Raw genomic sequence first — 14,189 nt, 5'->3', positions numbered from 1 at the left:
CCGTCCGCCGGCCCGCGCGGGCCGCCGTCAGCGGGCATCGCGGGACTCCGTCAATGCGCGGAGCGTCGATTCACGAAGGCTGGCCGCATGTTCCTGCAGGCTCGTGACCGACCATTCGAACGAGCGCATCGCCTCGATCGCCTGGATCGCCGCACCGACCTCGGGGATGGTGGTGATCACCGGCAGCCCGAAGGACGTCGCCGCGGCCCGGATCTCGTAGCCGTCGCCCCGCGCCTGGCCGCCGGACGGGGTGTTGATGATCATGTCGATGCCGCCGGTGGTGATGAGGTCCACCACGGTGCCTTCGCCGTGCTCACCGGCTCCCTCGGCGACCTTGCGCACGGTGGTCGCCTGGATGCCGTTGCGGCGGAGGACGTCGGCGGTCCCTCCCGTCGAGACGATCTCGAAGCCGAGGTCCACCAGCCGTTTGACGGGCAGGATGATGGCGCGCTTGTCCCGGTTGGCGACCGAGACGAAGACCTTCCCTTCAACGGGCAGCGCTGCATTGGCGGCAGCCTGGCTCTTGGCGAAGGCAGTGTCGAAGTACCTGTCGATGCCCATCACCTCGCCGGTGGAGCGCATTTCCGGTCCCAGGAGGGAATCGACGACGGTGCCGTCGACGGTGCGGAACCGGCTGAACGGCAGCACTGCTTCCTTGACCGAGACGGGAGCGTCGAACGGGAGCGATCCGCCGTCGCCCTGCAGCGGCAGCAGGTGGTGCACGGAGCGGAGCTCCGCGATGCTCACGCCGGTCCCGATCAGGGCGGCTCCCTTGGCGAGCTGGACGCCGGTCGCCTTCGACACGAACGGTACCGTCCGTGAGGCACGCGGATTCGCCTCGAGGACGTAGAGGACATCGGAGGCGAGGGCGAACTGGATGTTGATGAGTCCGCGGACCCCCACTCCCTCGGCGATCGCCAGAGTCGCGGTCCGGACGCGCTGCAGGACGTCGGCGCCGAGTGTGATGGGCGGGAGCACGCAGGCGGAGTCACCCGAGTGGATGCCCGCCTCCTCGATGTGCTCCATGATCCCGCCGAGGTACATCTCGGTGCCGTCGTAGAGGGCGTCGACGTCGATCTCGATGGCGTCCTCGAGGAAGCGGTCGATCAGCACGGGGTGGGCCTCTGTGATCTCCGTGGCGTTGGCGATGTAGCGCGAGAGGTTCGCCTCGTCGTACACGATCTCCATGCCGCGTCCGCCGAGCACGTAGGACGGCCGGACCAGTACCGGGTACCCGATCTCGTCGGCGATCTTCTTGGAGTCCTCGAAGGACACCGCGGTGCCGTTCTTCGGCGCGATCAGCCCCGCGGCGTCGAGCACGCGGCTGAAGGCGCCCCGGTGCTCGGCGAGGTCGATGGCCTCGGGTGAGGTGCCGAGGATCGGGATGCCGGCGTCGGCCAGTTGCTGCGCGAGCTTGAGCGGGGTCTGTCCGCCGAGCTGCACGAACACGCCCAGGACGCCGCCCGTACGCTCCTCCGCGGCGATCACCTCGAGCACGTCCTCCAGGGTCAGCGGTTCGAAGTAGAGCCGGGTGGAGATGTCGTAGTCGGTGGACACCGTCTCCGGGTTGCAGTTGACCATGACGGTTTCGTAGCCGGCCTTGCGGAGGGCCATGGTCGCGTGGACGCACGAGTAGTCGAACTCGATCCCCTGGCCGATGCGGTTCGGTCCGGAGCCGAGGATGAGAATCGACGGCTTCTCGTGCTGCGCGACCTCGTCCTCCTCGTCGTAGGACGAGTAGTGGTAGGGCGTGTACGCGGCGAACTCGGCGGCACAGGTGTCGACGGTCTTGAAGACGGGCCGGATGCCGAGGGCGTGGCGCACTCCCCGCACCACCGCCTCGGGCATGCGCCGGATGGCGCCGATCTGCTCGTCGGAGAAGCCGTGGCGCTTGGCATGGCGGAGGACGTCCTCCGTCAGGGCACCGGCGCCGCGCACCTCCTCGGCAACCTCGTTGAGCAGCACCAGCTGGTCGAGGAACCACGGGTCGATTCCGGTGGCCTCGTAGAGCTGCTCGACGCTCGCCCCGCCGAGCAGTGCCTGCTGGACCTGGGCCAGGCGCTCGGTGGTGGGACGCTTCGCCGCCTCGATGAGGGCCGCGACGTCGTCCTCGGGAACGGGGTCGAACACCAGCTGCGAGCCCTTCTGCTCGAGTGAGCGCAGCGCCTTCTGCAGGGCCTCGGTGAAGTTCCGCCCCAGGGCCATGGCCTCCCCCACCGACTTCATGGTGGTGGTCAGCGTGGGGTCCGCGGCGGGGAACTTCTCGAACGCGAACCGCGGGACCTTGACCACCACGTAGTCCAGGGTCGGCTCGAAGGACGCCGGGGTCTTCCGGGTGATGTCGTTCGGGATCTCGTCGAGGGTGTACCCGAGCGAGAGTTTCGTGGCGATCTTCGCAATGGCGAACCCCGTCGCCTTCGAGGCCAGGGCCGAGGACCGGGAGACGCGCGGGTTCATTTCGATGACAACGACGCGGCCGGTGTCCGGCTCGATGGCGAACTGGATGTTGCAGCCTCCGGTGTCGACGCCGACCTCGCGGATGACCGCGATGGAGATGTCCCGCAGACGCTGGTACTCCCGATCGGTGAGGGTCAGCGCAGGAGCCACCGTGATGGAGTCGCCGGTGTGGACGCCCACCGGGTCGAAGTTCTCGATGGAGCAGACCACCACCACGTTGTCGTTCTTGTCCCGCATCATCTCGAGCTCGTACTCTTTCCAGCCGAGGATGCTTTCTTCGAGGAGCACCTCGGTGGTGGGACTGTACTGGAGGCCCTGGCCCACGATGCGGCGGAGGTCGCCCTCGGTGTAGGCGAGGCCCGACCCGAGCCCGCCCATGGTGAAGGACGGGCGGACAACCATGGGGTAGCCGAGATCCTCGGCCGCGACGAAGGCCTCGGCCAGCGTGTGGATGATCACGGAGCGAGCCGACTCGGCCCCGCAGCGCGCCACCACGCCCTTGAACTTCTCGCGGTCCTCGCCCAGCTCGATGGCGGCGATGTTCGCCCCGATGAGTTCCACTCCGAACTTCTCGAGTACGCCGTTCTTGTCCAGGGCAATGGCGGTGTTGAGTGCGGTCTGCCCTCCGAGGGTGGGGAGCAGCGCGTCGGGGCGCTCCTTCTCGATGATCTTGGCGACCACCTCGGGGGTGATCGGTTCCACGTAGGTGGCGTCGGCGAACTCCGGATCGGTCATGATCGTGGCCGGGTTGGAGTTGACGAGAATGACCCGCAGGCCTTCCTCCTTCAGCACGCGCAGTGCCTGCGTGCCCGAATAGTCGAACTCGGCGGCCTGGCCGATCACGATGGGGCCGGAGCCGATCACCAGGACACTTTTGAGGTCGGTTCTGCGGGGCATCAGTGATCTTCCTGGGCGGGGAGCTGGTGGGTGCTGGTGGTGGCGAGCGAGACCGTGCTGGCGTCGGTTCCGCCTGGAGAATTCTTCTCCGCCGCCATCAGGTCGATGAAGCGGTCGAAGAGGTACGCGGAGTCGTGGGGTCCGGCTGCCGCTTCAGGGTGGTACTGCACCGAGAAGGCCGGGATGTCCAGGCAGGCGAGTCCCTCCACGACGTCGTCGTTGAGGCAGACGTGGCTGACCTCCACACGGCCGAAACCGGCGTGCGGCGCATCGACGGGACCGTCCAGGGGTGCATCGACGGCGAACCCATGGTTGTGGGAGGTGATCTCGACCTTGCGCGTGCGACGGTCCATCACCGGCTGGTTGATGCCGCGGTGGCCGTAGCGGAGCTTGTAGGTTCCGAACCCGAGGGCCCGGCCCAGGATCTGGTTGCCGAAGCAGATGCCGAAGAAGGGGATGCGCTCGGCGAGCACCTGGCGCAGCAGCGCCACCTGCGTATCAGCGGTGGAGGGGTCGCCGGGACCGTTGGACAGAAAGACGCCGTCCGGCTCCACCGCCCGGATCTCGTCGAGGGTTGCCGCCGCGGGGAACACCACGGTGCGGACGCCGCGCTGTGCGAAGTGTCGAGGCGTTCTGGCCTTGATGCCGAGGTCGAGGGCAGCGACGGTGAACAGCGGCTCGCCCGTCCAGCCGTGGTCCGACGGCTCGACGGTGTACTGCTCGTCCACGCTGACTTCCTCGGCGAGCCGGGCACCCTCCATCGACTCCTGGGCGAGCACCTGGTTCCGCAGCTCGGACTCGGCGCCGGCGGCGGCAGGTCCGGAAAAGATCCCCGCCCGCATGGCGCCGCGCTCACGGAGGTGGCGGGTGATGGCGCGGGTATCCACCCCCTCGATCCCCACCACGCCCTGACTGCGCAGTTGATCGTCGAGGCTCTGCTCGGACCGCCAGTTGGAGGGGCGCCGTGCTGCGTCGCGGACGATGTAGCCCGCCACCCAGATGCGGCGCGATTCGGCGTCGTCGGCGTTGACGCCGGTGTTGCCGATGTGCGGCGCGGTCTGGACCACCAGCTGACGCGCGTAGGACGGATCCGTGATGGTCTCCTGGTAGCCGGTCATGCCGGTGGCGAAAACGGCCTCGCCGAAGGCCGTGCCCGTGGCGCCGTAGCTGCGCCCGCGAAAGCATCGGCCGTCCTCCAGCATCAGCACGGCTGCGGATGGGGTGGGTGGTGTCACTGGGAATCCCTGCCTTGAAAGTCTTGTGGTGGTGTTGTTCCGGGCGCCAGCGCCGCGGCGGCGGCCAGCAGCTGCGGCTTGTGTGCTGCATGGCGCGTGCGGAAGCCGGTGTCGACCCGCTTGTCCAGCAGCCGCCAGGTCAGCACGACGAGCCCGTCCTTCTCGACGAACTTGCCCGCCATGCCGCCCTCGAGCCGCACCGATTCGAGGTCGTCCCGGGGAATGAAGACGTCCGGTGCGCCGACGCGTGCGAGGAGAACTCCCTCCGGGTGCACGGTCGCCACGGCGTTGGAGCGGATCCCCATACCGTGGACGGCCACGCGGTCCAGCCAGTCGCCCGCCGTCGTCGTGACGACATACTGGCCCTCGGCCTCATACAGGACCGGTCCGAGGTCCGACGGTACTGCCGGCGGCGCACCGATCCCTGACTGGCGCTTGAGCCGGCTGCGCCAGCCGAGAGCCATCAGGACAACGACGAGGACGATGAGTCCTCCTGCCGCGGCAACGGTCCCTAGATATTCCACGCGGGCTCCTCGGGGTCGGTGGGAAGGGGGCTGTTCAGCGCACCGTTGAGCACCGTGGGATGGCCGCGGTAGAACGTGGTGGTGACCCGACCCGGCAGGACCGTGCCGGCGAAGGGGCTGTTGCGGCCCTTCGTGGCCATCTTGTCCGGCTCGACGGTCCACCGCGCCGCCGGATCGACGAGCACCACGTTGGCGGGTTCACCCTTGCCGAGCGGCCGTCCCTGGGACTTCAGGCGTCCGATGCGCGCTGGGCTGCCCGAGGTGGCACGGGCGAAGCCCTCCCAGTCCATCAGGCCCGTCTCGATCATGGCGTGCTGGACCACCGAGAGCGCGGTTTCAAGCCCCGTCATGCCCATCGCGGCCTGCGCCCACTCGCACTCCTTGTGTTCGCTCGGGTGCGGCGCATGGTCGGTCCCGATGACGTCGATGGTGCCATCGGCGAGCGCTTCGCGGAGCGCCTGGACATCGGTGGCGGTGCGCAGCGGCGGGTTCACCTTATAGACGGGGTTGTAGCTGCGCACGAGGTCCTCGGTCAGCAGGAGGTGGTGGGGGGTGACTTCCGCCGTGACGCGGATGCCGCGCGCCTTGGCCCAGCGGAGAATGTCGACGGAGCCCGCCGTCGACACGTGGCAGACGTGCAGCCGGGAGTCGACGTGCTGGGCCAGGAGGACATCGCGGGCGATGATGCTCTCCTCGGCGACGGCCGGCCAGCCGGTGAGTCCGAGGACGGCGGAGACCTCACCCTCGTTCATCTGCGCCCCCTCGGTGAGTCGGGGTTCCTGGGCGTGCTGGGCGATGACGCCGTCGAACGCCTTGACGTATTCGAGCGCGCGGCGCATCAGGACCGGGTCGGAGACGCAGACGCCGTCGTCGGAGAACACCCGCACGTTGGCGCGGGACTCCGCCATGGCGCCGAGTTCCGCCATGCGCTGGCCCGCGAGGCCGACGGTCACCGCGCCGACCGGGCGCACCTCGACCCAGCCCGATGCCCGGCCCAGGCTGTACACCTGTTCCACGACGCCGGCCGTGTCCGCGACGGGCGAACTGTTGGCCATCGCATGGATGGCGGTGAATCCGCCGAGCGCGGCGGCACGGGAGCCCGTCTCCACGGTTTCGGCGTCCTCGCGTCCGGGTTCGCGCAGGTGGGTGTGGAGGTCCACCATGCCGGGCAGGGCGATGAGCCCCTCGGCATCGATGCTGTGGGCGGAGGAACCTGCGTCCCGTGCCGCATCGGAGCCGACGGCGGCGATGATGCCGTCGACGATCAGGAGGTCCGCGGGTTCGCCGCCTCCAAGGGACGCGCCCCGGATCAGGTATCGGGTGCTGTTCGTGGTCATGCTTGCTCCTGCGTCATCCGGTTCGCGGTTCTGGGGAGGGCGCCGCCCGCGCCCCTGTTCTCTTCGTGGTGGCCTCTGCCCGACAGCAACAGGTACAGGGCGGCCATCCTGACGGAGACGCCGTTGCGGACCTGCGCGAGCACCGTGGAACGCGGCGAGTCGGCTGCGGCGGAGGAGATCTCGAGCCCGCGGTTCATGGGGCCGGGGTGCATGATGACGGTGTCGTCGAGGCCCATCACGTCGAGCAGTGCGAGCCGGGCGTCGTCGAACCCCCAGTTCCGCGAATATTCGCGGGTCGAGGGGAAGAACGCGGCGTTCATGCGTTCGGCCTGGAGCCTCAGCATCATGACGGCGTCGGGCCGGGTGGCCACGGCGTCGTCGAGGTTGTAGAGGACCTCACAGGGCCAGGACCCGACGCCCACCGGCAGCAGGGTGGGCGGGCCGACCAGCGTGATGTGGGCTCCGAGGGTGGTCAGGAGCCACACGTTGGAGCGCGCAACCCGCGAGTGCAGGATGTCTCCGACGATGAGGATGCGCATGCCGCCGAGGTCGGTGCCGGCGGACGGCGTTCCGGTGATTCTCGCCCAGTGGCGGCGCAGGGTGAAGGCGTCGAGGAGCGCCTGCGTGGGATGTTCGTGGGTGCCGTCGCCGGCGTTGACGACGGCGGCGTCGATCCACCCGGACGCCGCGAGCCGCGCGGGCGCCCCGGAGGCGGGGTGGCGGATCACCACGGCGTCGGCGCTCATGGCCTCGAGGGTCTGCGCGGTGTCCTTCAGCGATTCGCCCTTGGAAACGGACGAGCCCTTCGCAGCGAAGTTGATGACGTCGGCTGACAGGCGTTTGGCCGCGGCTTCGAAGGAGATTCGGGTGCGGGTGGAGTCCTCGAAGAACAGGTTCACTACGGTGCGGCCCCTCAGGGCGGGAAGTTTCTTGATCTCGCGCTCCCCCACCGCGGCCATCTCCTCGGCGACGTCGAGGAGCTGCAGGGTGTCGACGAGCGAGAGGTCTGACGTGGAGAGCAGGTGCTTCATGCGCCGCCCTCGATGACGACCTCATCGCCGGCCCCGCCCGGGCCCGCAGCACCGGCCGCGTCGACCTCCCGCAGGTGCACGCGCACCCGTTCGGACGACGACGTCGGAAGGTTCTTCCCCACATGATCCGCGCGGATGGGGAGCTCACGGTGGCCGCGGTCCACGAGGACGGCCAGGCGGACGATCCGGGGCCTGCCGAGATCCACCAGGGCGTCCAGTGCGGACCGGATGGTGCGGCCCGAATACAGGACGTCGTCCACGAGGACCACCACCTTGTCGTCGATGCCGGAGGCGGGCAGTTGGGTGGCCAGGGGTGACCTCGTGGGGTTCCGGCGGAGATCGTCGCGGTACATCGTGACGTCCAGCTGCCCGGTGATGGAGTCGGGATCCACCCCCGGATCGACGTCGGCAATCTTTCGCGCGAGGCGCTGCGCCAGTGGGAACCCGCGGCGGGGGATCCCCAGCAGCACCAGGTCCGACGTACCGCGGTTGGCTTCGAGAATTTCGTGGGCGATGCGGGTCAGGGCCCGGTCGATATCGGCTTCGGCGAGAACAACGCGCTGTTTGGCTCCGGAATACGGTGCAGGCACGGTCATAACACGCTTCCTCCTTCCCCGCCTCACAGGACGGAATTTAAAGGGTGGTTGCGTTGACAAAACTATCACAGGCGCATGTGCCCTTAGTGTTTGCTTATGGCCAGCAACGATCCGCACACCCCCCGGTCCGGCCGGTTCCAGCACTCCGAATCCGGCTGGTGGGAGTCCTCGACCACGCTGAATCCCCAGCTTGCTCCCCCCTGGAACCAGCCTGCGCCCTGCCCGCCCATCTGGGATCGGCCCCGGACCCGCGGGATGGGCGCACTCAACGTGATCCTCGCGGTCGGTGCCGCCCTGGTGACCGCACTGGTGCTGCTCTTCCTCTCCCTTTCCCTGGGTCCCTCCGCACTGGTGCTGTGCGGCATCCTCGCCTTGATCCCGCTGGCCATCTGCCTGCTCGGTATCCGCTGGATCGACCGGTGGGACCCGGAGCCGCGGGGCGCCCTGCTGTTCGCCTTCCTGTGGGGCGCCGGGATATCCGTGGTGGTCACGCTGCTGCTGGGAAACTACGTGATCGAACTGCTCGGCGCGGCACTCACCACCACTCCGGACGACGTCATCGGTCCAGTCCTGCAGGCCCCTATCCTCGAGGAGCTTGCCAAGGGTTTCGGCGTCCTGATCCTCGTGTACACACGGCGCAGCCACTTCGACGGCCCCGTGGACGGCATCGTTTACGCCGGGACCGTGGGCGCAGGCTTCGCCTTCACCGAGAACATCCTCTACTTCGGGACAGCTGTCATCGACACCGGGAGCGCCGGCGCACTGGTCAGCGTGTTCATTCTCCGCGGCCTGTTCTCGCCCTTCGCGCACGTGATGTTCACCGCGGCGCTCGGCTTCGTCCTCGGGCTGGCGGTCAGCCGGGGCGGCGGCAGCCGACGCGTCCTTCCTGCTTTCGTCCTCGGACTCATCCCCGCGATGGCCGGACACATGCTGTGGAACGGCGGAACCGTGGTGCTCTTCAGTGATTTCTTTTCCTTCTACTTCCTCGTGCAGGTTCCGCTCTTCGTCGCCGCTGTACTCTGCGTCCTCCTGCTGCGACGCTCCGAACGCCGGTTGACCGAGGCCCGGCTCGGTGACTACGCCCGAGCGGGCTGGTTCACGCCCCAAGAGGTGGCCATGCTCGCAACCCGTCCCGGACGTCGGCAGGCGCTCGCGTGGGCCCGGAGTGTCGGCGCGAAAGCCGACATGGCCGCTTTCATCCGCACGGCGTCGCGCATCGCCCACACCCGCCAGCGGATGCTCGGAGAGCGGCATTCCACCGGCGACGCGGCCGAGGAGCGCTTCCTGCTCGACGAGGCGACCCGCCGCCGCTCCCGCATCCTGCAGCTCGCTTCGACCCGCTAGCAGTCCGGCGGAAGTTGCGCACGTGGGGTGGGTGCCGGCGTCGTGCACCCACCGGTGCTTCACACGGTCCGGACCCGCCTGCCCGAGATCAGTGACGTACGGCAGTGGAACCGAAACGAAGGTGCCGGACACTTAGAGATACGGGGAACCTACGGCAGCCTGAGAGGGACGGTCCATTGTGGGCGCGGGTGCTCGATGGTGATGCAGCATCATTCGGCGCCGTCTACGTTCGGCACCGGGACAGAGTATTCACCCATGCGCAACGACTGGCCCGCACGTCCCACGACGCGGAGGACATCACCGCCATGGTCTTCCTCGAAGCGTGGCGATGCAGGGCCAAAGTGCGGCTGGTGAACGATTCGCTGATCGGCTGGCTGTTGGTCACCACGCACAATGTCGCGAGGAATAAACTTCGTGCAGCTCTCCGGTATGAACGACTTCTACGGAAGCTTCCCCAGCCGGGCACCGAACCGGACCACAGTGACTCAGTCGCGGAAGGCGTCGACCGGGACCGCAGGGCCGACCTCCTCCTGCGGGCTTACCGTTCCCTGCGACGCAGCGATCAGGAGATTATCGCCCTTTGCACGCTCGAGGACCTCAGCACCGCAGAGGTCAGCGAGCTCCTGGGCATCCCGCCCTGCACCGTGAAATCCCGACTCTCACGAGCGACGGCGAGATTGTCCGCGCTCGTGAGGGACCCGCCGGCAGGCCTGATCGCCCGACCGTTGACACCTGAAGAGGGAACATCGTGAACCCCAACGCCCGATCGGCGCCATTCGACGCACGGCGCAGTGCCGCGATCGAACAACTCCTCATCGATGCGGCCACCGACGGGACTCCGGAGAATAGGCACTTCCACAACACCAGAGGCACAACAGCGCTGCTGTCGGCCGTTGCTGGTGCACTGGTCGTCACCGGCGGTGCAATCACCCTGATGGAACAGCCGGTGTCGGACAAGTCCTCGATCGTCTGCTTTGCCCGGGCGGACTACGACGGCGGGCAGTATCCCGGCCCCGATGTGATTTCGGGAATACCCAGTACGGCTGAAAGGCCCGACAGCCGGGTCATGATCGATGATCCTGTGTCCGTGTGCCGTGATGTCTGGGCCCAGAACGGCGTCCGCCTCGGCTACCCGGAAGGATCTTCGCCTCCCGAGGACCACGACCCCACATTTTCCTCGCCCGTTCCTGCGCAGCTGACGGCCTGTGTACTGCCTGACGGCCGAGCGGCAGTGATCCCCGGAGATGAGACCGTGTGTGCAGAGCTCGGACTGGCCCTCAGAGTTGACTGAACCGGCGGGTGCCGTCGTGGCTGTCGGGCCGCCGGGACGTCGACGTGGGTCCCACCCGCGGAAGTTGCGCACCTATGGAGGTAGCGTCGTCGCGCACCCAGGAACTCGTCAGCGACCAGGCGACGGCGGAATCCACCCGCGCGACACCCGGACCGACGGCGCAGGGCATCGTTCGGCGGAGGTGGGACGAGGCCGGCCGACCGAACGGAGGCCTGCTGATATGGGCCACGGACCGATCCGTGGCCTGGATCAGGCGAGGAGCGTCGGTTTGAGCTGCTGCAGGCGGCCGAGGAGGCCGTTGATGAACACCGGCGACTCGTCGGTGGACAGCATCTTGGCGAGTTCCACCGCTTCGCTGACCGCGACGCCGTCGGGGATGTCGTCGTTGTACAGCAGCTCCCAGCTGCCGATGCGAAGGATCATGCGGTCCACCGCGGGCATCCGGTCCAGGGTCCAGCCCTGGGAGTAGGTGCTCAGGTATTCGTCGATCTGCTCGCTGTGGGCGAGGACGCCCTCGACGACGTCCACCGAGTAGTCGGCGATGATCATGTCGGTCTTCTCCCGGCGGGCGGAAATGACCTCAAGCGGCGTCACGGAGCGCTGCTCCGCTTCGAAGAGAATGTCCAGCGCCCGGCGTCGGGCCTTGCTGCGGGCGCTCACTCGTTGACGCGTCCCAGGTAATCGCCGGTACGGGTATCCACCTTGACCTTCGTTCCGGTACCGAGGAAGAGCGGTACTGCGATCTCGTAGCCGGTTTCGACCGTCGCGGGCTTGGTGCCGCCCGTGGAGCGGTCGCCCTGGAGTCCGGGCTCCGTGTAGGTGATCTCGAGAACCACCGACGGCGGCAACTCGACGTAGAGCGCTGAGCCCTCATGCATGGCGATCGTGACCATCAGGCTCTCGAGCATGAAGTTCTCGGCGGATCCGACGGTCTTGCCGGGTACGGTGATCTGGTCGTAGTCGCTCGTGTCCATGAACACGAAGTCTTCGCCGTCCTTGTACAGGTACTGGTAGTCGCGGCGGTCGACCGTCGCCGTCTCGATCTTCAGGCCGGCATTGAACGTCTTGTCCACCACTTTGCCCGAGAGGATGTTGCGCAGCTTGGTGCGCACGAAGGCGCCGCCCTTACCTGGCTTGACGTGCTGGAACTCGAGCACGTTCCAGAGGTTTCCTTCAAGCTTCAGCACAGTGCCGTTCTTGATGTCATTCGTGGTGGCCACGGGTTCACTTTCGTCGACGAACTGGAAGAACTTGTTACAACCGGCCACCCAGCCTCAAGGGGGCATGGGGCAGCGCCGGGAAAGTCCACCGGTAAGTCTACCCTGTTGCCGCTAGGCCGTTCCCGCTCCCCGGCGGGAGCGCGGACCGCTACGACGCGATTTCTTGGTACGCCGCGAACAGCAGCGATGTGTCGGGAACCTCGAGGATGCCTGGACGTGCGACGCCGTCGAGCACCACGAACCTCAGGAGGTCCCCCCGCGCCTTCTTGTCACGCCGCATGCCATCGAGCAGTGAAGCCCAGCGGTCGCGCCGGTACGTGACGGGAAGACCGAGGGATTCGAGGATGGTGCGGTGCCGGTCGGCTTCGGCATCGCTGAGCCGCCCCACCATGCGGGAGAGTTCCGCGGCGAAGACCAGGCCGACGGATACGGCGGCACCGTGCCGCCAGGAGTATCGCTCGGCAAGTTCGATGGCGTGGCCGAGGGTGTGACCGTAGTTGAGGAATTCACGACGGCCGGTGTCGCGGAGGTCCTCGGACACCGCTGCCGCCTTCACGGTGATCGAACGCTCCACGAGTTCACGGACCACCGGCGATCCTGCATCGGACACCGCGGCCGGGTTCTCCTCGATGAGGGAAAGGATCCGAGGGTCCGCGATGAATCCGCATTTCACCACTTCCGCCATCCCGGTGATCAATTCGTTCTTGGGCAGCGTCGCGAGGGCGTCGAGGTCGACGAGAACCCCGGCCGGCGGGTGGAACGCGCCTACCAGATTCTTGCCTTCGGCGGTGTTGATGCCGGTCTTGCCGCCCACCGCGGCATCCACCATACCGAGCAGGCTTGTCGGCAGGTGGACCACTTTCACCCCGCGCAGCCAGGTCGCAGCCACGAAGCCGCCGAGGTCGCTGACCGCTCCCCCGCCTACGGTCACGACGGCGTCGGACCGGGTGAAATCGTTCTGCCCCAGCACCTGCCAGCAGAAGGCGGCAACCTGGATGTGCTTGCCTTCCTCGGCGTCGGGGATCTCCGCGGTGACGGCGGTGAAGCCTGCGTCGGCGAGCTCGGCCCGCACAGTGTCGCCTGTGGCGCGCAGCGCGCGCGGGTGGACCACCAGGATTCGGCGGACACGCTCCCCGAGGAGGGCGGGCAGCCGCTCCAGCAATCCCCGGCCCACGATCACGTCGTAGTTCTGCTCAGGCGTGCTGCCGGTCACGGGGATGACGGTGGCATCAGTTTCCATGGCTGGGTGTCCTACTTTCATCAAGGGGCTGGGCTCCGGTGGGCTCGACCTCGGTCTGCTGGAGGGCGAGGCGTCGCACGACCTGCTCCAGCACGTCCTTCAGGCTTCGGCGGCGCGTATCGACCACGAGGTCGGCCACCTCCTCGTACAGGGTGCGGCGCTGCCGGTAGAGTTCCGCCCACCGCTCGGCGGGATTCCCCGTAAGGAGCGGGCGCCCGGTGTCGGGCAGGATGCGTGGCAGGACGGTCGCGAGGTCCGTGTCGAGGAAGATGACGTAGGCGTTGCCCAGAGCGGCTCGTGTGCCCGCGTCGAGCACTGCGCCTCCCCCCAGGGCCACGACGTCGCCTCCGCCGGATTCAAGGGTTTCGCGGACCACCAAAGCTTCGAGTCTGCGGAATCCGGCTTCGCCCTGGGATGCGAAAATTCCCGCAATGGGGCCGTGTCGCTCGACGATCCGGCGGTCGGTGTCGATGAATGCCACACCCCGGCGGGCGGCAAGCATCCGCCCCACCACCGTCTTGCCGGTCGCCATCGGGCCGACCAGCACGACAGGAACAGCGCGCGGCTGCGTCAACTGCCGGCCGAATCCAGGGAATCGGGAATGCCGGCGAGGTAGCCCTGCAGGTTCCGCAGCGTCTCACCGACCGAGTCGCCGCCGAACTTCTCGGTCACGGCCTCCGCCAGGACCAGGGCCGTCATCGCCTCTGCCACAACGCCGGCCGCCGGGACTGCACAGACATCGGACCGCTGGTGGTGCGCCCTGGCTGCGGCTCCGGTGCTGACGTCGATGGTCCGCAGCGCTCGCGGTACCGTGGCGATGGGCTTCATCGCGGCCCGGACCCGCAGCGCATCCCCGATGCTCATACCGCCCTCGATGCCCCCGGCGCGGTTGCTGGTCCGCACGATCCTGCCGGCGTCGTTGCGCACGATCTCGTCATGCGCGGCGGTGCCACGCCGGGCCGCCGTGGCGAAGCCGTCCCCGACCTCGACGCCCTTGATGGCCTGGATCCCCATCAG

General features: G+C 67.9%; 14 protein-coding genes. 3 read left to right on the top strand and 11 right to left on the bottom strand.

Translation table 11 applies throughout. The features are described from left to right. Positions 1-27 precede the first annotated feature (27 nt). From carB to pyrR, 6 genes are read right to left on the bottom strand one after another with little or no spacing between them, the layout of a single operon-like run. A complete protein-coding gene (gene carB / locus Y704_RS0112435; RefSeq protein WP_026550352.1) occupies positions 28-3,354 on the bottom strand; it encodes a carbamoyl-phosphate synthase large subunit in 3,327 nt (1,108 codons plus the stop codon). After that, positions 3,354-4,556 carry a glutamine-hydrolyzing carbamoyl-phosphate synthase small subunit gene (carA, locus tag Y704_RS21055; RefSeq protein WP_081747620.1) on the bottom strand — a complete coding sequence of 401 codons (1,203 nt, stop codon included), beginning with the start codon at positions 4,554-4,556 and terminating at the stop codon, positions 3,354-3,356. The genes carB and carA overlap by 1 nt, the downstream gene beginning before the upstream one ends. A gap of 29 nt (positions 4,557-4,585) precedes the next feature. Then, positions 4,586-5,053, bottom strand: a complete 468-nt coding sequence (locus Y704_RS21050) for a PH-like domain-containing protein (RefSeq protein ID WP_051477012.1) — start codon at positions 5,051-5,053, stop codon at positions 4,586-4,588. Positions 5,054-5,100: 47 nt separating this feature from the next. After that, positions 5,101-6,450: a dihydroorotase gene (locus tag Y704_RS21045; protein ID WP_035772649.1), complete on the bottom strand. Its 1,350-nt coding sequence runs from the start codon at positions 6,448-6,450 to the stop codon at positions 5,101-5,103. Next, complete coding sequence (locus tag Y704_RS0112415) at positions 6,447-7,481, bottom strand: aspartate carbamoyltransferase catalytic subunit (RefSeq protein WP_026550351.1); 1,035 nt, start codon at positions 7,479-7,481, stop codon at positions 6,447-6,449. The genes Y704_RS21045 and Y704_RS0112415 overlap by 4 nt, the downstream gene beginning before the upstream one ends. After that, positions 7,478-8,077: a bifunctional pyr operon transcriptional regulator/uracil phosphoribosyltransferase PyrR gene (gene pyrR / locus Y704_RS0112410; RefSeq protein WP_051477011.1), complete on the bottom strand. Its 600-nt coding sequence runs from the start codon at positions 8,075-8,077 to the stop codon at positions 7,478-7,480. The genes Y704_RS0112415 and pyrR overlap by 4 nt, the downstream gene beginning before the upstream one ends. 96 nt (positions 8,078-8,173) lie before the next feature. Here pyrR and Y704_RS21040 point away from each other — a divergent pair, with 96 nt between their 5' ends. The 3 genes from Y704_RS21040 to Y704_RS0112395 all read left to right on the top strand — a co-directional run bounded on the left by Y704_RS21040 (position 8,174) and on the right by Y704_RS0112395 (position 10,712). Continuing rightward, a complete protein-coding gene (locus Y704_RS21040; RefSeq protein WP_051477010.1) occupies positions 8,174-9,421 on the top strand; it encodes a PrsW family intramembrane metalloprotease in 1,248 nt (415 codons plus the stop codon). 176 nt (positions 9,422-9,597) lie between these two features. Continuing rightward, positions 9,598-10,173 (top strand): RNA polymerase sigma factor, encoded by a 576-nt coding sequence (locus tag Y704_RS21035; RefSeq protein WP_051477009.1) that lies wholly within the window; start codon positions 9,598-9,600, stop codon positions 10,171-10,173. Beyond that, on the top strand, positions 10,170-10,712 hold the full coding sequence (locus Y704_RS0112395; RefSeq protein WP_026550349.1) for a hypothetical protein: 543 nt from the start codon (positions 10,170-10,172) through the stop codon (positions 10,710-10,712). The genes Y704_RS21035 and Y704_RS0112395 overlap by 4 nt, the downstream gene beginning before the upstream one ends. A 249-nt stretch (positions 10,713-10,961) precedes the next feature. Here Y704_RS0112395 and nusB read toward each other — a convergent pair whose 3' ends face one another. From nusB to Y704_RS25315, 5 genes are all read right to left on the bottom strand, one after another. Then, positions 10,962-11,372 (bottom strand): transcription antitermination factor NusB, encoded by a 411-nt coding sequence (gene nusB, locus Y704_RS0112385; protein ID WP_026550347.1) that lies wholly within the window; start codon positions 11,370-11,372, stop codon positions 10,962-10,964. Beyond that, on the bottom strand, positions 11,369-11,932 hold the full coding sequence (gene efp, locus Y704_RS0112380) for an elongation factor P (RefSeq protein WP_026550346.1): 564 nt from the start codon (positions 11,930-11,932) through the stop codon (positions 11,369-11,371). The genes nusB and efp overlap by 4 nt, the downstream gene beginning before the upstream one ends. Before the next feature lie 148 nt (positions 11,933-12,080). Continuing rightward, positions 12,081-13,172, bottom strand: a complete 1,092-nt coding sequence (gene aroB / locus Y704_RS0112375; protein WP_026550345.1) for a 3-dehydroquinate synthase — start codon at positions 13,170-13,172, stop codon at positions 12,081-12,083. Further along, a complete protein-coding gene (locus Y704_RS21030) occupies positions 13,162-13,746 on the bottom strand; it encodes a shikimate kinase (RefSeq protein ID WP_253904321.1) in 585 nt (194 codons plus the stop codon). Before Y704_RS21030 ends, aroB begins: the two co-directional genes overlap by 11 nt. Beyond that, on the bottom strand, positions 13,743-14,189 hold a 447-nt coding region (locus tag Y704_RS25315), incomplete at its 5' end, for a chorismate synthase (protein WP_035772648.1). The genes Y704_RS25315 and Y704_RS21030, both read right to left, overlap by 4 nt.

It is taken from the genome of Arthrobacter sp. Br18 (genome assembly GCF_000520555.1).
In the GTDB taxonomy this organism is placed as follows: Bacteria; Actinomycetota; Actinomycetes; order Actinomycetales; family Micrococcaceae; genus Arthrobacter_D.
The sequence above is the reverse complement of the archived record's forward strand: the minus strand, read 5'-3'. Positions and strand labels throughout refer to the sequence as shown.